Below are 21,132 nucleotides of genomic sequence, written 5' to 3' on the forward strand. Positions count from 1 at the left end.
GGAAATAATATGGATAAGAAAATATATATTGAAGAAGCAAACAAGATGTTATCGAAAGCGTATATTCCGTATTCTAAATTTCCTGTTGGCGCAGCGTTAGTTACGAAAGAAGGGAAAATCTATACTGGTTGTAATATAGAAAATGCTTCTTATGGCTTATGTAACTGTGCAGAAAGAACAGCAATATTTAAAGCGGTATCAGAAGGGGAGCGCGATTTTAGTTACTTAGTTATTACAGGAGAAACTGATGGACCGATTTCACCATGTGGTGCGTGTAGACAAGTAATTGCTGAATTCTGTGATCCGAAAATGCCTGTATTACTAACGAATGTAAAAGGTGATGAAAAAGAAGTGACTGTTGAGCAATTACTTCCAGGTGCTTTCACAATTGACGATTTAAAATAAGTTAAAAAGCCATTTTGCAATTATTAATTGCAGAATGGCTTTTTTGTTCATATTCCGTTCATAAACTTTGCGTAAAATGATTGCAGCGAATATGGAAAGTTTACAGCAGGAGGAATATAATGAAGAAATTCTATAATGCGGCATGTAGTTACTTATTGGTTTATGATTTTGCTAAAAAAGTCATTTAAATAGATAGGAGTGGAAAGTATGATAGCACTTTTATCAAGTGTCATAGCGGTTTGTATGGCTGTTGGGGTAATGTTTCTACGTTTTAAAGCAGCGAAAAAGCCGGTAACGAAAAAGAAAATTATATTACCACCAATTTTTATGAGTACAGGCGCGATGATGTACTTTTTACCAGATTTTCGATTAACATCGTTAGAAATAGTCGAGGCAATTAGTATAGGGATTATTTTCTCTATTTTTCTTATTAAAACAACTAAGTTCGAAATAAAAGGCGAACATATATTTATGAAACCGTCAAAAGCATTCATATTCATTTTAGTAGGCTTATTAGCTGTACGCGTGGCATTAAAGTCATATTTAAGCCAATCAATTGATTTGGCAGAGTTAAGCGGCATGTTTTTCTTACTAGCATTTGCGATGATTGTGTCGTGGAGAATTGCGATGTATCGCTCGTTTACTAAATTAGAAAAGACAATAAACAGAGCTGGAATTTCTATATAGGAAATCCAGCTCTGTTTATGTTTTATTGAAATTCTTTAGCGCGGAACTCATTTGCTTAATTTTAAACGTATTTGAGCATCTTGTAATGCAACTGGTGTAACGTTAAGACCATTCGAATCAACAATTTTTGTATTTAATAAAATGGAATCTAGGCTTCCACGAAATGTTTCTGTATAGTTTTGACGTAACATTTGTTGTTCTTGTTTTTCATCAACTGTTAATCCAGTTGCTTTTTCTTTTTTTGACAATTCGTTAATACGGAATAAAATGTTTTTCATTTGATTCACCTCTAGTTAGATTTGAATATATTAGTTACTTACTAATATATAGTTATTGTAACGCTTAATTTTTATTATGTCAACACCATCTAAAAGGTTAAAAATTGACGAAAAATTATAACAATAATAAAATGAATAACAGAGGACAATTAGCTTTACAAGCATACATAGAACACTAGGGGGATTATTATGAAATCAACATTTTTTGCTCAAAATAGAGAAAGACTAACGAAAACATTACCTGATGAATCCGTTACGATTTTATTTGCGGGACAAGCACCGCATATGTCAGCTGATGCACATTATAAATTTGTACCGAATCGTAATTTTTACTACTTAACGGGAATCGATGAACCAAATGTTATTTTTATGCTGAAAAAGTTTGGGAATAGTGTAGAAGAGACACTTTTCATTGAAAAATCAGATCCAGTAATGGAAAAATGGGTTGGTAAAACAGTTTCTAGTGAAGAAGCAGAGAAAATTTCAGGTGTAAAGAAAGTTGTATATTTAGATAGCTTTGAAAAGACAATGTCAAATATACTTTTTACAGAAAACGCGAAGCACATATATTTAGATTTAGAGCGCCGAGAGTGGAATGGTACGGAGACAAAAGTTTTAACGTTTGCTAAACATGTAAGAGAACAATACCCACATGTAACAATTGGTAATGTATATCCGAACATTTGTGAATTACGAGTTTTTAAAACCGAGGAAGAAATTGAAATTATTAAAGAAGCGATTGCTATAACGAAAGACGGTATTTACAACGTACTTAAGCATGCAAAAGCAGACATGATGGAGTATGAATTAGAAGCTCAATTTGATTTTACACTGAAATCATCTGGCATTAAGCATCATGCGTTCAATACAATTTTGGCAAGTGGTAAAAATGCTACAGTTCTTCATTATGAAGATAATGATGCACAAATTCAAAATGGTGATTTAGTATTGCTAGATTTAGGTGCTCAAAAAGACTACTATAACGCTGATATTAGTTATACATTCCCGGCAAATGGAATATTCTCTAGTCGTCAAAAACAAATTTATAATATTGTATTAAAAGCATTAAAAGAAACAACAGAGATTATTAAGCCGGGATTAAAGTTCGCTGCATTAAATGAGCATACAAAAAAGGTACTGGCAGAAGAGTGTAAAGCAATTGGTTTAATTCAAGAAGATGAAGAGTTATCAAAATACTATTATCATGGTGTCAGCCATTTCCTTGGTTTAGATACACATGATGTAGGAACATATAAAGATAGAATGTTAGAAGAAGGTATGGTTATAACAATTGAACCTGGTCTTTATATTGAAGAAGAATCAATTGGAATTCGTATTGAAGATGACATTCTTGTAACGAAAGACGGGTATGAAAACTTGTCAAAAGATATCATTAGAGAAGTTGAAGAAATTGAAGAATTTATGAGTGTAAATAATGAACATGTAAAAGGAAACCAAGCTGTAGTTAAATAATAAAAGAGTCATCACTAATTTATTTGAACTTTATCTCGAATCGTGGACAATTAAAAAATCCATGATTCGGGATAGGGTTCTTTTCTTCGAAATACTAATCTTTAATTATTAATCCTAATAAAGTAGCAAACTGAACAGCTTGATATGTTGATACTTTACATCCTCTTAAATCGTTCACTGAAACTGTAAGTGTATCAAAGGTAGAAGAACTAATATCTATCCCCTTCAGTGATGTCTGATCAAAATTAGCTTCATCAAGACTACATAATTGGAATTCAACTTTTTTAAGTTTACAGTCAAAAAAATCTGCATTATTTAATGAAGTTTCATTAAATATAATTTTTTCTAGTTTAGAATTCCCAAATGCTGCTAAATTCAAAATTGAATTCTCAAATTTAACATTTCCTAAGCTAGATTCTGCAAAATTAACCCCGATTAATTTACTGTTTTTAAATTCGACTCTATGAACAGAAGAATTGCTTAAATTAACATTTGATAAATCGCAGTTTTCAAAACAAACATCTGTAATATCAATATTGCTAAAGTCTGTATTAGTGAATTTACAATTCTTTATCACTGCATCATACAATCGCACTCTATCTACAGATTCATTTTCGAAAGTGGAGTCTATAATTTCACACACTTCTAATGTTGGATCTTCTTCATAAAAAATATCTTGAAAATTCTTTGAAGATAACTCTGGTGAAATTTTTGGTCTATCAATTTTCATCGTATATCAATCCTCTTCTATTTGATATATTTGTGTAATTTGAGTCTATTGTCTTCTTGTAAGGAACATTAGTTCTTATTATACAAAAATGTAAGTTCTTTTGTGAAGAGCATTTTAGCTACATTTTTCTTATTTAATAATACCAGTGTTATTGTTTCTTAAGAAATAACGTCAAAACAAATACGAGAACGGCTAATATAGTCGCTACAAGGAAAGCATTTTGTATTTCTAAAATATTCGCCTCTTGTAATGTCTCCGCTTTTAGTAATCTTCCAATTAGCTTACGTAAGATCTAATTACATCTCCTTATTTTCTTGAAAATCAACTTCTATAATGATTTTGAAAAAGAAAAAGGGGGGATTTTCCATGAAGCGATTTGTATTAGCAGCCGTTACAGTCTCTGTAATATTTTTAATTGCTGCCTGTTCTGTGACGACAAATACAACAAATGATCATAAAAATATGAATGATAAAAAAACACTACAGACTGAAACAGCTACAACACCATTGAAGGTTGAAAAAGGACCAGAAGTTACTTTAATAGCGAAAGAAGAAAAGCAAAAATTAAGTAACGGTGTTATTGTTCCAGTCTGGACATTTAATGGCTCATCTCCTGGTTCAGAAATTCGGGTGAAAAAAGGTGAAAAGGTGAAAGTGACATTAAAAAATGAATTATCTGCACCAGTATCTATTCATTGGCATGGATATCCTGTCCCAAATAACATGGATGGAATTCCAGGTGTGACACAAGATGCAGTTGAACCAGGAAAAAGTTTCACTTACGAATTTGAAGCAAACGTACCAGGAACGTACTGGTATCACTCGCATCAAGATTCTGTAAATCAATTAGATAGAGGTTTGTATGGAGCGCTCATTGTAGAAGATACAAAGGAAAAATATGATAAAGATTACACATTAATGTTGGATGAATGGGTTACAGATAAAGAAGAAATTAATAAGCAGTTAAAAGAAATGACAAAAGGGCAAATAGGTAATAAATCTAAAGGTAATGAAAATGGGGAAAAGAATGATGATAAGAACGGCATGGATCATTCTGATATGAACATGGGCAGTGATAAAAAAGGCTCTAGTAATATGGAAGGAATGGACCATGGAAATATGAAGTTGGAAGGTCATGATATGAGTATGTACGATTTATTCACAATCAATGGAAAAAGCGGTGATTTAGTAGCGCCATTAAAAGTGAATAAGGGAGATAACGTTCGTCTTAGACTCGTCAATGCTGGTTATCTATCACATGATATACATGTTCATGGCCATGATATAAAAGTAATTGCGACAGATGGTCAACCAATAAACGATCCAAAAGTTATAAAGGATAAAGTAATTTCAATCGCACCGGGTGAACGTTATGATATTGAATTTACTGCTAATAATCCTGGGAAATGGTATGTTGAAGACCATTCAAAAAATAAAGGTGCAAAAGGAATGAAAGCTGTTATTGAGTATGATGGCAGCAAAGAGATGAAAGATAAAACAGACGAAAAAGAAAAATTACCGAAAGTAGATATAATGAAATATGGTACTAAAAAATTAGGTAGTTTCACGTTAAATCAAGAGTATACTGCCACATATAATATGGACTTAAATACGCAAATGAATGGAAATGAAATGGTATATACAATTAACGGAAAGGTATTTCCGGATATTGACCCAATTCAAGTGAAAAAGGGTGATTTAGTAAAAGTGAGATTGGTAAATCGTTCTAAAATGGATGATCACCCAATGCATTTACACGGACACTTTTTCCAGGTGTTGAGTAAAGATGGAAAACCGATAGAAGGTTCTCCAATTGTAAAAGATACATTGAACTTAAAACCGGGTGAAGAATATGAAGTAGCCTTTGTAGCAGACAATCCGGGTGAGTGGATGTTCCACTGTCACGATTTACACCATGCTTCAGCAGGGATGGTAACGGAAGTGAACTATACAGATTATAAATCTGACTATGTTCCAAACCAAAACATTCCTAATAAGCCAGAATAATAGGAAGCAGTTATCCTATGGATAGCTGCTTATTCATTTTTGTTGCAAGTACTAATGTATGTGTTGATCATGCCCGGATGAAGGTGAGGGAGTATGATCTGGGAATGTCGCGAATACGGCAACGATAATTACTACACTAATTGAAAGTAATAACAAAAAACGCTGTTGGATAAAAGTAGAAAAGTTCTCCGATAATAATTGAATCACACAGAACATAGTAATCGTTATAGTAAGTAAAAGGCTAATGAACAATATACTATGAGCTTGTTGAGCGTTTAACATTTCTGTAATCATTGCTCCCATCATACTTGCCATTAATCCAGAGAACATTCCTTCTAAAGCAGTATATAGGTGAAAACGTAGACCGATTAAGAAACCGATAAAACCACTAATTAAAATAGCAAGCAAAGTAGAATATAGTAATTCCCCCTTAAAGAGAATGCCTAAGTAAAAACCAATACTTAAACCGATACTCATATTAAAAGACATAATAAATACCATATACTCCATTAGGGTACCCTTACGTTTAGAAATATAGGATGTAATAAGAATCGAGGTACAGCAAAGTGTTAAGGTAGTTAACGTATAAGCAAACATTATGATACCTCCTTGTCCTATCGTTCATTTCATCATATGTTTATATGGAGGGTACTTATGCTTATTAATATCTGCATATTATCTGCACAATTTCATAGATGTAAGCAAAGGAACGCTTGATTTTTTAGGGCGTCTTTTTTAATTATAAGCATGTGAAAGAAATTGTTATATTATGAGTTTCTATTGTGAAGGCATAAAGAATAAGCGTATAATATTATAGGTCTCCCATTTGCGAGACAAACCGCGAATGATAAATAAGATTGTTGTTTTATCATCGCTTCTAAACATATAGACAATGAAAGTAACACTGGAATACAGATAGGGAGTTATAAAATGAAATTAATTATTGCCGAGAAACCAGATCAAGGGTTGGCTCTTGTTTCACAGTTTAAATATCGCCGGAAAGATGGATATTTAGAGGTAGAAGCGAATGAGTTATTTCCAAATGGAGCGTACTGTACATGGGCAATTGGTCATTTGACGCAGTTATGTAATCCAGAGCATTATCACGCAGAGTGGAAAAAATGGTCACTTAATACATTACCGATGATTCCAGAACGTTTTCAATTTGAAGTAACAAAGTCAAAGTATAAGCAATTTAACGTAGTGAAACAGCTGTTACATAATCCTCAGGTAACAGAAATTATTCACGCGGGCGATGCTGGGCGTGAAGGGGAACTGATTGTACGAAATATTATTAATCTTTGTAACGTGCAAAAGCCGATGAAACGTCTATGGATTTCATCTTTAACGAAGCAAGCTATTTACCAAGGATTTAAAAATCTACTTGATGAATCAGATACAATTAATACGTATTACGAAGCATACACAAGATCTTGCGCTGACTGGGTTGTTGGTATGAATGCATCACGTGTCTTTAGTATTTTGTTAAAGAAAAAAGGAATGAATGATGTATTTTCTGCTGGTCGTGTCCAAACACCAACGTTAGCATTGATTGTAAAGCGAGAGAAAGAAATTGAAAACTTTAAGTCAGAGCCTTTCTGGGAAGTGTTTGCAACCTTTAATATAGAAGGAAAGAAATATGACGGAAAATGGGAAAAGGATAATGAATCCCGCTTAAAAGACCCTGATATGGCGAATAAAATTGCGGCATTTTGCCAAGGGAAACCGGCTGTTGTGAAGGAAATGAAAACGGAGCGTAAAGAGTTTCAGCCGCCGCTTTTATTTAACTTATCATCACTGCAAGCAACGGCAAATAAAGCCTTTAAGTTTTCACCGAAAAAGACGCTTGATATAACGCAAGCACTCTATCAAAAAGGGATTGTTTCTTATCCACGTTCAGATTCTAACTATGTTACACAAGGAGAAGCAGCGACGTTCCCTGATATTTTACAGAAGTTAAGTCAGTTTGATGAATATAAAGGCTTATTACCGGCTCCGGTTGAATCCATTATGAATAACAAGCGTTATGTAAATGAAAAGAAAGTAACAGATCACTACGCAATTATTCCGACAGAGCAAGTTACAAACCCAAGCAGACTATCAGGTGATGAAAAGAAAATATACGATATGATCGTAAGAAGGCTTATTGCAGCTCATTATGAAGTTGCAATCTTTGACTATACAACGATTGTAACGCTTGTAGATGAACGTGCTGAATTCATTTCAAAAGGAAAACAGCAAATTCAAGAAGGTTGGCGTAAAGTTATTTTCCAAGACGATAAAGATGACGAAACCATTCTTCCAATTGTAGCTGAAGGCGAAGAAGGAAAAGTTGTAAAGGTGAAAGTGAAAGAAGGAAAAACACAGCCACCGAAGCGCTATACAGAAGGACAACTTATTACGTTAATGAAAACAGCTGGTAAGTATTTAGAGAATGAAGAGCTGGAGAAAGTATTAAAGAAAACAGAAGGTTTAGGTACGGAAGCGACTCGCGCAGGTATTATTACGATGCTGAAAGACCGTAAGTATATAGATGTAAAGAAAAACCAAGTGTATGCGACTGATAAAGGAAAAGTATTAATTACCGCAATTGGTGATAAAATACTAGCTTCACCGGAAATGACTGCGAAATGGGAACAACGTCTTGCGGAAATTGGTGAAGGTACAGCTTCACCAGCTACATTTATGGAACAGACGAAAAAGCTATCAGCTAAAATTATTGAAGACGCAGTGGAAATGTCTGAGAAGTGGGATTTCACGGGACTACATGTTGAATCGATTGAACGGAAAGGATCGAAATTTACAACGGGTAAAAAGGTTGGTAGCTGTAAAAAATGTGATGGTGATGTAATTGATAAGTCAACGTTTTACGGTTGTTCTAACTATAATACAACGCAATGTGATTTCACCATTTCAAAGAAGATATTAAGTAAAACAATTTCGCAAAAGAATATGACAAAGCTCTTAAAAGGTGAAAAGACTGATTTAATTAAAGGTTTTAAAAAGGGCGAGAAAACGTTTGATGCGAAATTAGAGTGGAAAGATAATAAGATTAATTTTGTATTTGAGAATTAATTTGTTAAAAGAGCATGACATAAAACTGTCATGCTCTTTTGTTTTTTCTTTTATTTAAAATTTAACGATAAAAAAAATCCTTTAAATAATAATTTTTTATTGTAAAACGATAAATTTTGTATTAAAATCAAAATCATAATAAATGAGTGAGGTGCTTTTGTTAAAAGGTAACAACCTTATTTTTAAAATTAGAGGAGGTATAACTATGAACATTAACAATTTGATTGTTAAAAATATGGATAACCCCCATGAGTTGGAGAAGATGTATAGAAAAGATCCGAAAGCTTTTAAAAAAGCATTCTCACAAGCATGGGACCAAAACCCTGATTCCCAGGTTCTAGGTGCTTGGTATGAAAGGTTGCATTTCAAGGAGAAAGTAAATAAAGAAAAAACATCTTTGTTTCAAAAAGGTTTCTTATTCATGGGCCTTTTAGCTATTCTGGCCGGCATAAGCACCAGGATCATTTTCCACTTTGTTGAGCAGGAAGCAATTGCTCCAATTAACTTGGCTTTTGGTGTAATTCCCTTTATTGCTGCTTATTTTGTTTACAATAATACTCCCAAAAAAAGTATTATTTATTCCCTTGCAGCGTTGTTCCTTATTTCCGGGATGTATCTTAATACGTTGCCATTAAATTATAAAGACAGTACCATTCTTGCTTATTTACATCTTCCTATATTTTTATGGGTCTTAGTAGGGCTTGCGTTTACAGGAAATGAATATTCAAAAGGCAGTACAAGATTAGCCTATATAAAATTTAATTTAGAATATTGTCTTCTCTACGCCAGCATGGCAGTGAGCGGAATGATACTAGCAGTATTCACCATGCGTTTATTTAGCTTTGTTGACTTAGATATAGGAGAATTCTATTTTAGTAATGTTGTTTTATTTGGAGCAGCGGCTCTCGCTATTGTGGCTGCATACTTAGTATCAATGAATCTTAAGCTTGCTAAAAATATTACACCATACATATCTAAAATTTTTAGTCCTCTCGTCCTGATCACGTTGCTTATCTATCTTATAACGGTAATTTTGGTCGGGAAAAATCCGTTCTTGGATCGCAATTTCCTAATGGCCTTCAACGGAATCCTCCTTGGTGTATTGGCTGTTACCATATTTTCTATCGTTGAAAGTGACTCGGACGAGAAAAAGAATATTTCAGATTATATAAATTTTTCCTTAATTGTTCTGGCGCTTATTATTGACACTGTCGCATTGTCAGCCATAGTATTTAGACTTTCTTCTTACGGGATTACACCTAATAGACTTGCTGTTTTAGGAGTAAACATACTGATTTGGGCAAATCTCATTTGGATTATGTTTGCCTATATGCGTTTCTTGCAAAATAAATCAGGACCAAAAGCTATCCAAGATGCCGTTACGAAGTATTTGCCAATATACGGACTTTGGGCAGCTTTCGTTATATTTACGTTTCCTATCATTTTTAATTAGAAAGGATCTGTTAATGCGGGAGTGGTGAGGGCTAATAATCATTGGGGGATGAACAAAACCCCCAATGATTAAAGTTTCACTTTATTACAATTGGTATTATTACGTTTGTAGTTTCGGTAATTTCATTTGTATTGATAAATAAGAAATAAGAAATAAGTGTTGTATGTAATCTTTCCATAATAAAAAACGTCCCAAAATGGGACGTTTTTTATTATGCGTATTGCCGTTTTTTCTTAATAAGCAACAAAACTTGTGAAACACAAGCTAGTACCGGTAACTCAATCAACGGTCCAATAACGAGTGCAAGTGCGATAAGAGGCTCGTCTGGAAAAGCTGTTACAGCGATAGCGAGTGCAACAGGTGAGTTTCTTGCTAACGTTGTTAAGCTTAGACTTACTGTATCTTTGTAAGATAAATGCATGATGCGTCCGATAAATTGTCCTAGTAAAAAATTAATGATGAAGAACAATAGAACAGGAACGAGTAATAATAAAACGACATTCATATTTTGCAGTAAATATTTACCTTGTGATGCAAACATCGCTACTATTGCTAAACTTAAAAATACAATTTGAGCAGAGCTGAAAAACGGAATGAGTTTATTCTCGAGAGTTTCAGCTTTTTTCATTTTATTCATAATGAATTTTGTAGCGTGTGCAAGTATAAATGGTAAGACGATTACGATAACAATACTTTCTACTAAAACAGAAACCGCTACAGTTTTCATGACACCAGCAAATAAAAATAAATAAATTGGAAGGAGTAGTACTTGCAAAATTAAATTTACAGGTAAAATTGCAGTAGAAAGTGCTACATTTCCTTTCGCTATTTCAGTAAAGATTAAGTACCAATCTGTGCATGGAGTAACCATTAACATTATAAATCCAACCCAAAGTGCTGGATGATCTGAAAGAAATAGTGCTCCTAATCCCCAAGCGAGTAAAGGGGTCCATAAGAAGTTAATAGTAAGACTTGTTCCAGCAAATTTTAAATTGCGAAATCCGTTTTTTATTTCTTTTAATGGGATGCTGAGGAATAATCCATATAGCATAAAAAATAAGAAGGGAACAATAAACTTGTCTGAATACGTATGTATCATATTAAATTGTCCGAGTACGATGCCGCATGTAACAGCAAAAAGAATAATAAAAGTTTGAATTTTTTCTATAGTGCTCATGAATAAATCCTTTCTATATATGAATTTTCCTCTCTAAGTTTATTATACAAGTAATAAAGATGTATTTGGTGTTCAATTGTATTTTAGTTAATATTTTTAAATTGAGATTTTGTTTTTTATTAAAAGTTACTTGACTAAAGTAAGTGACTATATTACAATCACTTACATAAGGTAATTAAATAACAAAAAGTTTTGATAGCTTAACTTAAGGTATCTATTGAAACTTTTTCTTAGAATAAGAATTTTTATGATGATGAATAATGAATATGAAAAGAAAGATTAGGTGAAGAAAATGGGACTATTTAGCTCATTATTTGGTAAAAAAGAAGAAAATACGAATGTAGAGGGGAATAAAAAAATGTCAAAAGTATTATTTGTAAAAGCAAACGATCGTCCAGCGGAGCAAGCAGTTAGTTCAAAAATGTATGAAACATTTGTAAGTACTTATAAAGAAGCAAATCCAAATACAGAAATTACGGAATTAGATTTATTTGCATTAGATCTTCCTTATTACGGAAATATCGCGATTTCAGGTGGATATAAACGTAGCCAAGGCATGGAGTTAACAGCTGAAGAAGAGAAGGCAGTTGCTACAGTAGATCAATATTTAAATCAGTTTTTAGAAGCTGATAAGGTTGTATTTGCATTCCCATTATGGAACTTTACAGTACCAGCACCATTAATCACATATATTTCATACTTATCTCAAGCTGGAAAAACGTTTAAATATACAGCAAATGGCCCAGAAGGTTTAGTTGGTGGTAAAAAAGTAGTTGTGTTAGGTGCTCGTGGTTCAGATTACTCTTCAGAGCAAATGGCTCCTATGGAAATGGCAGTTAATTACGTAACAACTGTACTTGGATTCTGGGGAATTACAAATCCAGAGACAGTTGTAATTGAAGGGCACAATCAATATCCAGATCGTTCACAACAAATTGTTGAAGAAGGTCTAGAAAACGTTAAAAAAGTAGCAGCGAAATTTTAATTTATGATAGTAAATGGAAAAACCAACATGGATGACCGTGTTGGTTTTTTAGTCTGTTTTTCATGTTAAAAAATGTATGTTTATAAAATAAAAGAAAAGTTCGAAAATAGTATTGCAAAATATTATATAGCAAACTATAATGAGTTCAAGAATAGTTGATACTTAAATTAAATATTCAGAAAATTCAATTAGTTAAAATTGGAAAATGAGATAAGGAAATTTGAATGGGGGTTATAATATGGCGAATAAAGTACCGTTTTCGTTCATAGTAGTTATTGGATTAATGTTATTTGCACTATTTTTTGGAGCAGGAAATTTAATTTTCCCAGCGATGCTTGGTCAATCAGCAGGAGAGAATGTATGGATTGCTAACGCTGGATTTTTAGTAACTGGTGTTGGATTACCATTACTAGGTGTACTAGCATTTGGTTTTTCAGGTAAAGATGATTTACAGTCATTAGCAAGTCGTGCTCACCCAGTGTTCGGGATTGTATTTACAACAGTTTTATACTTAGCGATCGGTCCGTTATTTGCAATACCGAGAACAGGAAATGTATCTTATGAAATTGGTCTTAAGCCGTTTATGCCAGAGGGAGTAGGTTCTACACCTTTAATTCTTTTCACAATTATATTCTTTAGCATCACTTGTTTTTTTTCGCTAAATCCCGCGAAAATTGTCGATATTGTTGGAAAAATTTTAACGCCAATTAAGTTGACTTTCATCGGTATTTTAGTAATCGTTGCTTTTATACATCCGATTGGAGATATGCAAGCACCAGTGGAAGCTTATACATCACATGCATTCTTTAAAGGATTCCAAGAAGGATACTTAACGATGGATACGCTCGCATCATTCGTATTCGGGATTATCATCATCAATGCTATTAAAGAAAAAGGTGCGAAAACGAAAACACAAATTATGGTCGTTTGTGCAAAAGCGACAATAATTGCAGCATCTATTTTAGCAATTATCTATACAGCTCTTTCTTATATGGGTGCTTCAAGTGTTGCAAAGCTTGGACATTTAGAGAACGGCGGAGAAGTATTAGCGAAAGTTTCTAACTACTATTTCGGATCATATGGCGGAGTATTATTAGGATTAATGATTACAGTAGCTTGTTTAACAACTAGTGTGGGACTTGTATCAGCATGTTCTTCATTCTTCCATAAGTTATTCCCAAATGTTCCTTACAAAGCAATTGCAATCACACTATGTGTATTTAGTGCAATTGTTGCAAACGTAGGATTAACACAGTTAATCGCAGTTTCTGTGCCAGTATTAACAGCAATTTATCCACTAGCAATCGTATTGATTTTCTTAACATTCTTCCATTCATTATTCAAAGGAAGAGCTGAAGTTTATCAAGTGAGCTTAATCGTAACATTTATCATCAGCTTATTCGATGGATTAAGTGCAGCTGGAGTTAACATTGAAGTAGTAAGCCAAGTGTTCACTAAATTCCTTCCGATGCAGGAAGTAGGATTAGGCTGGATCTTCCCAGCGATTATCGGTGGATTTATCGGATATGGCATTAGCGTTGTAAAAGCAAAAAATCAAGTTCAACCAGCAACTAGAGCGGATAAGAAAATAGGTTAAATAAAAAAGTTATAGAACTTGTTTCTATAACTTTTTTTGTTACTATTGATAAGGATAGAAAAAATAAAGTAGTAGGGGAAATAAAATGAAAAAAACAATTGATCATATCGGCATCGCAGTTCGAGATATAGATAGTACGATACGTTTTTATGAAAATGTGTTACTAGGAACTTTAATAGATCGTTACGTAAGTGAAGCTCCTGGTGTGGAAAGCGAAGTAGCCATTCTTGAAGTGGATGGAGATAGAATTGAATTACTTGCACCGACGAATAATACGACGTCGCCAATTGCCAGATTCATCAAACAAAAAGGTAAAGGTGTACATCATGTTGCATATCGAGTAGATGATTTAGATGTAGCTTTAGAAGAGTTAAAGGAGCAAGGCATTCGAACGTTAGAGCATACACTTCGAATTAATAAACACGGCAGAAGATTAATTTATCTTAACCCAGCGGATACTGAAGGAACGATTATCGAGTATTGTGATTATCCGGAAGAGAAATAGAAGAGGGATATTTTTAAAAAGGTGTTACGTAATAAAGTAATACCTTTTTATTTATGTATTTCACATTTTCTTCACAAATGATTCACGATAACTTTTCTTCTTTGATAACTTACATAAATATATTTTATGATATAATAACAATCGACTTTAAAAATGTAAGTTGTATCTATCGTGATAGTTACTATCATATTAGAAGTTTAAAGGTGGAAGAGAAATAAAGAGTTATACTTTCTAGAAGTTTATATTTAATCAGGTTAATATTTCGCCGGAGAATCAAACTTCGGAAGTTAAAGTAATGAAAATAGAGCGATGAGGAAGAAAGAAGTGAAATGAGTGTGAAAGTAATGAGAAGATTAGGGACATGGTTATTACTTGCGTGTGTGCTTATCATATTGATACCGAAAAGTGCATATGCTCATGCGTATGTTGTGAAATCAAACCCTACGGAAAATGAAACGTTGAAGAGAGCACCATCTGTTGTGAAAATTGAATTCGATGAGGACATACAAGTTTCACGTTTTAATACATTGTATGTGAGAGATACATCAGGTAAAAGAGTCGATTTAAAAGATGCTCATATTGATAAAAAAAATAAAAAACTATTAGAAGCCGGATTAAAAGAAAATCTCAAAAATGGTCTCTACTCTATTCAGTGGAAAGCTATTTCAGCTGATGGGCATCCAATTCAAGGGGTTATTCCATTCCGTATTGGATTAGCGGAAGCGGGAACAGACGATGTACAAGTGGAAGAGATGGGGTATGTCCCGCAAATCGATATGATTATGGAACGTGGAATTTTATATACAAGTTTCTCGCTATTTTTAGGAGTTCTCTTCTTTAATCTTATTATGTATAAAGGGAATGCAACCTCGGTTCGATCAAGGAGTAAGAACATAATATGGATCTCCTTATTTGGGATATTTATTAGCTTGTTATTCAACCTACCATTGCAAGCGAAAATAAATGCCGATGTTTCGTGGCTAGAAGCATTCAACCCTTTACTATTAAAAGAAACATTACAGCTTTCTGTTTTTGGTTATGTATGGATTACTCAAATGGTTCTCATTAGTACGCTTATAATTGTTACGTATTTTGCGGTGAAGCATGAGAAGTTTTCGTCGTTTAAAGTATGGAGTATTCCAATACTATTGTTTATAGGGTTACTTGTTATGAAGGCCTTTAATAGTCACGCATACGGTTTAAAGTTTAAAGACATTGCTGTCGTTATGGATTTTCTACATTTATTCGCAGCTTCATTATGGGCTGGTGGTTTATCATCTATTATTCTTCTTTTACGTAATGAGGATAACAAGTGGCATATGTATTGGGATATGATTAAGCGTTTTTCACCGTGGGCAACAGGTGCTGTCATCGTGATTTTAATAACAGGCCTTTTTAACAGTACATTTTTTATTCCAACAATCCACTCGTTATTTGATACGAAGTATGGATTGGCTTTATTAACAAAGATACTTTTATTCATTTTCATGGGGATATTGGGAATTATTCATTATGTGAAAGGGAGAATGCGAGCACAGCAAGGATTAGGAGCTACGGTGAAAGTAGAGTTTGTCATTGGAATTATCATTTTCGTAATCGTAGCTTTTATGACAAACGTACAAACACCACCGATGCCTCCTACTGGACCATTTACAGAGAGTAAGCAATTAGATAATGGATATGAACTTACGCTAAATGTAAGTCCGAATAAGGTAGGTCAAAATAAATTCCATATTACACTAAAGGATGAAAAGGGACAGCCTATTACTGATATGGAACAAATGATATTGACTACTCAATCATTAGATATGAACATGGGAAACGGTTCATTTAAAGTTTCAGTAGTTTCACCGGGAGAATATGAAGCAGAAGGTATGTATATTAACATGACAGGAAACTGGAATATACATGTTCATGGATTAACAAAATCTCTTGATAGTTTCGATACAGATTTTAAATTTATTGTCGGTGGCAGATAAAAAGAAGCTATGTATGAAAAGGAGCTAATAGAAAATGAAACGTATAAAAAAATTAGGAACAACAATGATCGCAACAATTATTGCAATGGGAATTTTTTCGTTACCTGTTAGTGCGCACGTCACTGTAAAACCAGCAACTTCTGATATTGGTTCTTGGGAGACTTATACGATAAAAGTACCAGTTGAAAAAAATGAAGCAACGACGAAAGTTACACTGAAAATACCGTCTGGAGTAGAGTTCCAACAGTATGAACCAGTCCCAGGATGGAAAGTTGAGGAGCAAAAAGATACAGCCGGAAAAGTTAAAACTGTAGTATGGGAAGCGACAGGAGAAGGGATTTTAACCGGCCAGTTCCAGCGATTTACTTTCGTCGCTAAAAATCCGGATAAAGAGCAAAAAATAGCTTGGGACGCATATCAACAATATAAAGACGGAGAAATTGTTGAATGGACAGGTGATGAAAAAGCTGAAAAACCGCATTCACTTACTACAATTGCAAAAGGTACGTCATTAACAGGAGAACATGGTGAAGTGTCTAGTGTAGAAAAGAATGAAGGTACTAGTAATATGCAATTGATAGCAATTGTCTTATCTATTTTCGCGATAGTATCGTCGGTAAGTGCGTGTGTTCTTGTAGTACGTCGTAAAAAGTAAGACGTAAGAAAGAGCCTACAAACAGTAGGCTCTTTCTTACGTTTATTTCATTTCAACTTGCTGCCTTACAGCAAGTGTTTTCGGTTTCATATTTACAAAACAAATACTCACAACAATAAATAATAGTCCGATGAATAAGCTAATGGTAATAGCCTCATGTAAGAAAATTGAACTTACAATAATAGCGATTAGTGGAATGAGGAAGGTATAAGCCCCAACTTTACTTGCTTCACCAGCTCCAACAAGTGTGAAGTATGCAAGCCACCCCATTGCAATAACAAAGAATGAAATAAAGAGAAGTACGCTAACAAATGGCATACTCCAAGCGATACTAGACCAGCTTTCAAACTCTGAACCAAATCCAATTAAGCAAAGGCCACCAATAATAAGCTGAAGTGTTACCATCCAAATGGAATTAACGCGGTGCCCAGTCTTCTTAATAAATACTGTTCCAAGTGCCCAGCCAATAGCGCATCCTATCGCGAGAAGGATTCCGATAATAGAGATATGTCCAGTTAAACTACTAGAGCTAATGACACCCACGCCAATAAATCCAAGAACAAGCCCAAAAATTTTTAAGCCGTACATAGATTCTTCAAGCCAAATCCATGAGAAAATGCCGAGTAAAACAGGTTGTAGAAATACAATGGCGGAAAATAACCCAGCTGGCATATATTGAAGGCCGACAGTTTGTAATCCGTAAAATATAATGATGTTAAGTAAAGAAGAAATAACGTATAAATGCCAAGTTTCTTTTAAGTGTAACTCTTTGTATTTCGGTAATGCGAAAAGGAGTAAAATGAATCCTCCAATTAAAGTTCGAACGCCTGCAAATAAAACGGGTGGTGTATAATGCAGGGCAAACTTAGATAAAGGCCAATTGATTCCCCACATGAAAACGAGAAAGGTAAGGATTATGGCCGTCTTAGTTCGAGAAAGCTGTGTCACGGTAAGACCTCCTTGTTGTTATTCATTTCACTATGATATGATATCGACTGTAATAAATAAAATGAATCTTTTTTATGGGGAGTATAAGTGATTAGTTATGACCATTACACAACTGCAAGTATTAATAAAAACCGTTGAGTTAGGTAGTTTTACGAAGGCAGCTCGGGTGTTAAATATGACGCAGCCAGCTGTTAGTCATGCGATTTCAAGTATTGAGTCAGAGATAGGAGTTACGATTCTTATACGTGATAAACGAAAAGGATTAATTGTTACGGATGTAGGAAACAGAATTCTTGTACATATTAGAGAGATTTTGAACGGTGTAGAGAAGATTGAACAAGAAGTTGCGATGGAGAAAGGGCACGAAGTTGGGACGATTCGAATTGGGAGTTTTCCGAGCGCTTCTGCACATTTCTTACCCAAAATGATAAACCTTTTTAAGGAGAAGTATCCGAACTTAGAAGTCGTTCTTTGTGAAGGAACGATTAAAGAAGTTGAAGATTGGTTAGTATCGAGGGTTATTGATATAGGAATTGTTATTTTGCCTAATAAAGATATGGAGATTGTTCCATTAACGAAGGGGAAAATGGTTGCTATCTTAAGAGAGGATCATCCTCTCTGTAAGAAGGACTCTATTACAATTAGTGATTTAGAGAATGAACCGATCATATTATGTAAGGGTGGATACGAACCACCCATTATTGATATGTTTAAACAAGCAAACGTACCACTTCGGGCTGAATATGTAATTTCGACAGTTACTACAGCTTTAAATATGATTCAAGAAGGATTGGGCATTGCAATATTAGCTGAATTATCTTTAACGAATTTACCAAAAAATGTGCAAACGAGAGAATTGGAACCACAAGTATGGAGAGAAATTGCTTTAGCTGTTCCTTCATTAAAGGATTCTTCAATCGCTGTGCAGCTATTTATTGAAGAATTTCAATCGCTATTTGCAGAATAAAAAGAGGTGTCTCATATATCATAATGGGACACTTTTTAATTTACTTATAAAAAATCTATGAAAAGGATTGACTTATTTTTTAGTTGTAACTATAATGATTACATCGAGGTGGTGATTACGATGAAAATTAGTAGCCGCTTTTCCATAGCTGTTCATATTTTATCTATTTTGAAAAACAATCCATCTTCACTTTGTACTTCAGACTATATGGCTGAGAGTGTCAATACAAATCCAGTAGTCATTCGTAAAATCATGTCGTACTTGAAACAAGCTGGCTTTGTTTACGTAAATCGTGGACCGGGTGGCGCGGGATTACTAAAGGATTTATATGAAATCACATTGTTAGATGTATATCATGCAGTGAACGTAGTCGAAGAAGACAAGCTATTTCATATTCACGAGCAACCGAATCCAGATTGTCCAATTGGGGCGAATATTCAAGCGGTGTTAGAAATTATTTTAATTCAAGCACAATCCGCGATGGAAGAAGTTTTGAGAAATATTACAATGGGGCAGTTGTTTGAAACTTTGCAAGAAAAAATGAATGCTTAAATCCTATTTATATTTTTTTGTCATTAATGTAACTGATTTGATTACAACAATAAAGGTAAGGTGTAAAAGTTATGACTGTAAAAATGAAAGTATACTCAGATTTTATATGTCCGTTTTGTTTTTTAGCAAAAGGTCCATTAGATGAGGTAGCGAAAGAGAAAGATGTAGAGATTGAATGGATGCCATTTGAATTACGTCCAAGTCCATATTCAAAAATAGATCCATGGAATGAACCAGAAAAATTAGGTTCATGGGATGCTTTCATTCTTCCGACAGCGAAGAAGTTAGGAATTGATATGCGCTTGCCACGTGTTTCACCACATCCATATACACATTTAGCTTTCGAAGGATGTCAATTTGCGAAAGAACGTGGACTAGGTAATGAGTATCATCATCGCGTATTCACAGCATTTTTCCAAGAAGAGCAAAACATTGAAGATATTGATGTGTTAACAAAATTAGCGGTAGAAGTAGGACTTCCTGAGGCGGAATTTAAAGATGCTTTAGTAACTCGTAAATATAAAGAAAAGCATCAAGAAGCAATTCAACACGCATATGATGAAGCGAATATTATGGCTGTTCCAACTGTCATGATTGGAGATGAAGTCATTCAAGGGCTGGCTAGTAAAGAAACACTAGAAAGGGTCATTGATAAAGAAATTGAAAAGGATAAAACAAATTCATTTGAAGGTATGCAATGTAATACCGATGGATATTGCTAATTCGCTTGTTATGAAATAACAAAATAAATTATAAAACAAACTTTTGGAGGAATTAAAATGTCAGCAACTACAACAAACTTAAAAGAAGCAATCGTGAACCGCCGTTCAATTCGTAAAGTAGCAAAAAACGATGCAATTACGAAAGAAAGAATTGAAGAAGTGTTAAAAACAGCTTTACACGCACCAACATCTTTCAATATGCAAAGTGGTCGTATGGTTGTATTAATGGATGGAGGGCATGAAAAGTTTTGGGATATCGTTAAAGAAACACTAAGAGCACGCGTACCAGCAGAAAACTTTGAAGCGACTGTAGAAAGACTAAAAGGCTTCCATGCAGGTGTAGGAACAGTTCTATTTTTTGAAGATCAAGCAACTGTAGAAAAAATGCAAGAAAATGCCCCATTATACAAAGATCAGTTCCCATTCTGGTCTCATCAAGGAAATGCGATGTTACAACATACTGTGTGGATGCTATTATCGGCTGAAGGAATTGGTGCATCATTACAACATTACAACCCAATCGTAGATGCTGAAGTGAAAGAAACTTGGAACATTCCAGCAGAGTGGAGCTTAGTAGGTCAAATGCCATTTGGTGAACCAAACGAACAACCAGCAGAAAGAACGTTCTTGCCTACTGAAGATGTAGTGAAATTTTATTAAGAAATACAATATGTAACGAGAAGGAAGCTGTGCTTAAAAACAGCTTCCTTTTTGTAGTGGTGTTAATTTATGCGCATTTAGGGAAGAAATATAAGAAATAATACGGTGAGAAGGGAATTAGAAAAATGAATGATGAGAAAAAATATACAGTGGTAGGTACTGATGTTGAGGAAGTAAAGCGTTTAAATAAAAATTCAGGATTAACGTATAATCAAGTGAAAGAAATGTTAGCAAAGCAAATGCAAAAAAAGAAGTAATTAGATTGAAATCTTTCATT

The 21,132-nt window shown here is 34.0% G+C and carries 21 protein-coding genes; 16 read left to right on the forward strand and 5 right to left on the reverse strand.

The window, feature by feature from the left end:
- Positions 1–9 precede the first annotated feature (9 nt).
- Together OXT04_RS02635 and OXT04_RS02640 are read left to right on the forward strand one after the other, a co-directional pair.
- On the forward strand, positions 10–405 hold the full coding sequence (locus OXT04_RS02635) for a cytidine deaminase (RefSeq protein ID WP_065228642.1): 396 nt from the start codon (positions 10–12) through the stop codon (positions 403–405).
- A 207-nt stretch (positions 406–612) separates the two neighbouring features.
- Entirely contained in the window at positions 613–1,092 is a 480-nt protein-coding gene (locus tag OXT04_RS02640; protein WP_000561069.1) for a CcdC family protein, read from the forward strand.
- 47 nt (positions 1,093–1,139) lie between these two features.
- Here the strand turns inward: OXT04_RS02640 and OXT04_RS02645 are convergent, their stop codons facing one another.
- The gene (locus OXT04_RS02645) at positions 1,140–1,370 is read right to left on the reverse strand and encodes a DUF896 domain-containing protein (protein WP_061660350.1); all 231 of its coding nucleotides are present in this window, start codon (positions 1,368–1,370) and stop codon (positions 1,140–1,142) included.
- Between the two features lie 189 nt (positions 1,371–1,559).
- Here OXT04_RS02645 and OXT04_RS02650 point away from each other — a divergent pair, with 189 nt between their 5' ends.
- The gene (locus OXT04_RS02650; RefSeq protein WP_267412727.1) at positions 1,560–2,843 is read left to right on the forward strand and encodes an aminopeptidase P family protein; all 1,284 of its coding nucleotides are present in this window, start codon (positions 1,560–1,562) and stop codon (positions 2,841–2,843) included.
- Between the two features lie 94 nt (positions 2,844–2,937).
- Here the strand turns inward: OXT04_RS02650 and OXT04_RS02655 are convergent, their stop codons facing one another.
- The gene (locus OXT04_RS02655; protein WP_000687268.1) at positions 2,938–3,573 is read right to left on the reverse strand and encodes a pentapeptide repeat-containing protein; all 636 of its coding nucleotides are present in this window, start codon (positions 3,571–3,573) and stop codon (positions 2,938–2,940) included.
- A gap of 366 nt (positions 3,574–3,939) precedes the next feature.
- Between OXT04_RS02655 and OXT04_RS02660 the strand changes: the two genes are divergently transcribed.
- The gene (locus OXT04_RS02660) at positions 3,940–5,580 is read left to right on the forward strand and encodes a multicopper oxidase family protein (protein ID WP_267412728.1); all 1,641 of its coding nucleotides are present in this window, start codon (positions 3,940–3,942) and stop codon (positions 5,578–5,580) included.
- A gap of 51 nt (positions 5,581–5,631) precedes the next feature.
- On the opposite strand, the gene OXT04_RS02665 is transcribed toward OXT04_RS02660, so the two are convergent.
- Positions 5,632–6,177 (reverse strand): hypothetical protein, encoded by a 546-nt coding sequence (locus OXT04_RS02665; RefSeq protein WP_267412729.1) that lies wholly within the window; start codon positions 6,175–6,177, stop codon positions 5,632–5,634.
- Positions 6,178–6,510: 333 nt separating this feature from the next.
- On the opposite strand from OXT04_RS02665, the gene topB reads away from it, so the two are divergent.
- Positions 6,511–8,655, forward strand: coding sequence for a DNA topoisomerase III (topB, locus tag OXT04_RS02670; protein ID WP_000766771.1), 2,145 nt, complete (start codon positions 6,511–6,513; stop codon positions 8,653–8,655).
- Positions 8,656–8,860: 205 nt separating this feature from the next.
- Complete coding sequence (locus OXT04_RS02675; RefSeq protein ID WP_267412730.1) at positions 8,861–10,108, forward strand: DUF4153 domain-containing protein; 1,248 nt, start codon at positions 8,861–8,863, stop codon at positions 10,106–10,108.
- A 211-nt stretch (positions 10,109–10,319) separates the two neighbouring features.
- Here OXT04_RS02675 and OXT04_RS02680 read toward each other — a convergent pair whose 3' ends face one another.
- The gene (locus OXT04_RS02680) at positions 10,320–11,285 is read right to left on the reverse strand and encodes an arsenic resistance protein (protein ID WP_016513000.1); all 966 of its coding nucleotides are present in this window, start codon (positions 11,283–11,285) and stop codon (positions 10,320–10,322) included.
- A 292-nt stretch (positions 11,286–11,577) separates the two neighbouring features.
- On the opposite strand from OXT04_RS02680, the gene OXT04_RS02685 reads away from it, so the two are divergent.
- From OXT04_RS02685 to OXT04_RS02705, 5 genes are all read left to right on the forward strand, one after another.
- Positions 11,578–12,270: an FMN-dependent NADH-azoreductase gene (locus OXT04_RS02685; protein ID WP_000522528.1), complete on the forward strand. Its 693-nt coding sequence runs from the start codon at positions 11,578–11,580 to the stop codon at positions 12,268–12,270.
- Positions 12,271–12,508: 238 nt separating this feature from the next.
- On the forward strand, positions 12,509–13,867 hold the full coding sequence (brnQ, locus tag OXT04_RS02690; protein ID WP_001284785.1) for a branched-chain amino acid transport system II carrier protein: 1,359 nt from the start codon (positions 12,509–12,511) through the stop codon (positions 13,865–13,867).
- Positions 13,868–13,952: 85 nt separating this feature from the next.
- On the forward strand, positions 13,953–14,372 hold the full coding sequence (locus tag OXT04_RS02695) for a VOC family protein (protein WP_000750850.1): 420 nt from the start codon (positions 13,953–13,955) through the stop codon (positions 14,370–14,372).
- A gap of 329 nt (positions 14,373–14,701) precedes the next feature.
- Positions 14,702–16,351, forward strand: a complete 1,650-nt coding sequence (locus tag OXT04_RS02700) for a copper resistance CopC/CopD family protein (RefSeq protein WP_139213211.1) — start codon at positions 14,702–14,704, stop codon at positions 16,349–16,351.
- Between the two features lie 34 nt (positions 16,352–16,385).
- Positions 16,386–17,006, forward strand: a complete 621-nt coding sequence (locus OXT04_RS02705; RefSeq protein WP_267412739.1) for a YcnI family copper-binding membrane protein — start codon at positions 16,386–16,388, stop codon at positions 17,004–17,006.
- 42 nt (positions 17,007–17,048) lie between these two features.
- Here OXT04_RS02705 and OXT04_RS02710 read toward each other — a convergent pair whose 3' ends face one another.
- On the reverse strand, positions 17,049–17,954 hold the full coding sequence (locus OXT04_RS02710) for a DMT family transporter (RefSeq protein ID WP_065228653.1): 906 nt from the start codon (positions 17,952–17,954) through the stop codon (positions 17,049–17,051).
- A 97-nt stretch (positions 17,955–18,051) separates the two neighbouring features.
- Here OXT04_RS02710 and OXT04_RS02715 point away from each other — a divergent pair, with 97 nt between their 5' ends.
- The 5 genes from OXT04_RS02715 to OXT04_RS02735 all read left to right on the forward strand — a co-directional run bounded on the left by OXT04_RS02715 (position 18,052) and on the right by OXT04_RS02735 (position 21,112).
- Positions 18,052–18,921 (forward strand): LysR family transcriptional regulator, encoded by an 870-nt coding sequence (locus tag OXT04_RS02715; protein WP_267412742.1) that lies wholly within the window; start codon positions 18,052–18,054, stop codon positions 18,919–18,921.
- Positions 18,922–19,041: 120 nt separating this feature from the next.
- Positions 19,042–19,473 (forward strand): Rrf2 family transcriptional regulator, encoded by a 432-nt coding sequence (locus OXT04_RS02720; RefSeq protein ID WP_000704085.1) that lies wholly within the window; start codon positions 19,042–19,044, stop codon positions 19,471–19,473.
- A gap of 71 nt (positions 19,474–19,544) precedes the next feature.
- On the forward strand, positions 19,545–20,195 hold the full coding sequence (locus OXT04_RS02725; protein WP_000216673.1) for a DsbA family oxidoreductase: 651 nt from the start codon (positions 19,545–19,547) through the stop codon (positions 20,193–20,195).
- A gap of 57 nt (positions 20,196–20,252) precedes the next feature.
- Positions 20,253–20,855, forward strand: coding sequence for a nitroreductase family protein (locus OXT04_RS02730; RefSeq protein WP_267412747.1), 603 nt, complete (start codon positions 20,253–20,255; stop codon positions 20,853–20,855).
- A 125-nt stretch (positions 20,856–20,980) separates the two neighbouring features.
- Positions 20,981–21,112, forward strand: coding sequence for a hypothetical protein (locus tag OXT04_RS02735; protein WP_000997344.1), 132 nt, complete (start codon positions 20,981–20,983; stop codon positions 21,110–21,112).
- Positions 21,113–21,132: the final 20 nt, after the last annotated feature.

This window comes from Bacillus sp. GC_Bacil_1 (assembly GCF_026540675.1).
Classification (GTDB): Bacteria; Bacillota; Bacilli; order Bacillales; family Bacillaceae_G; genus Bacillus_A; species Bacillus_A cereus.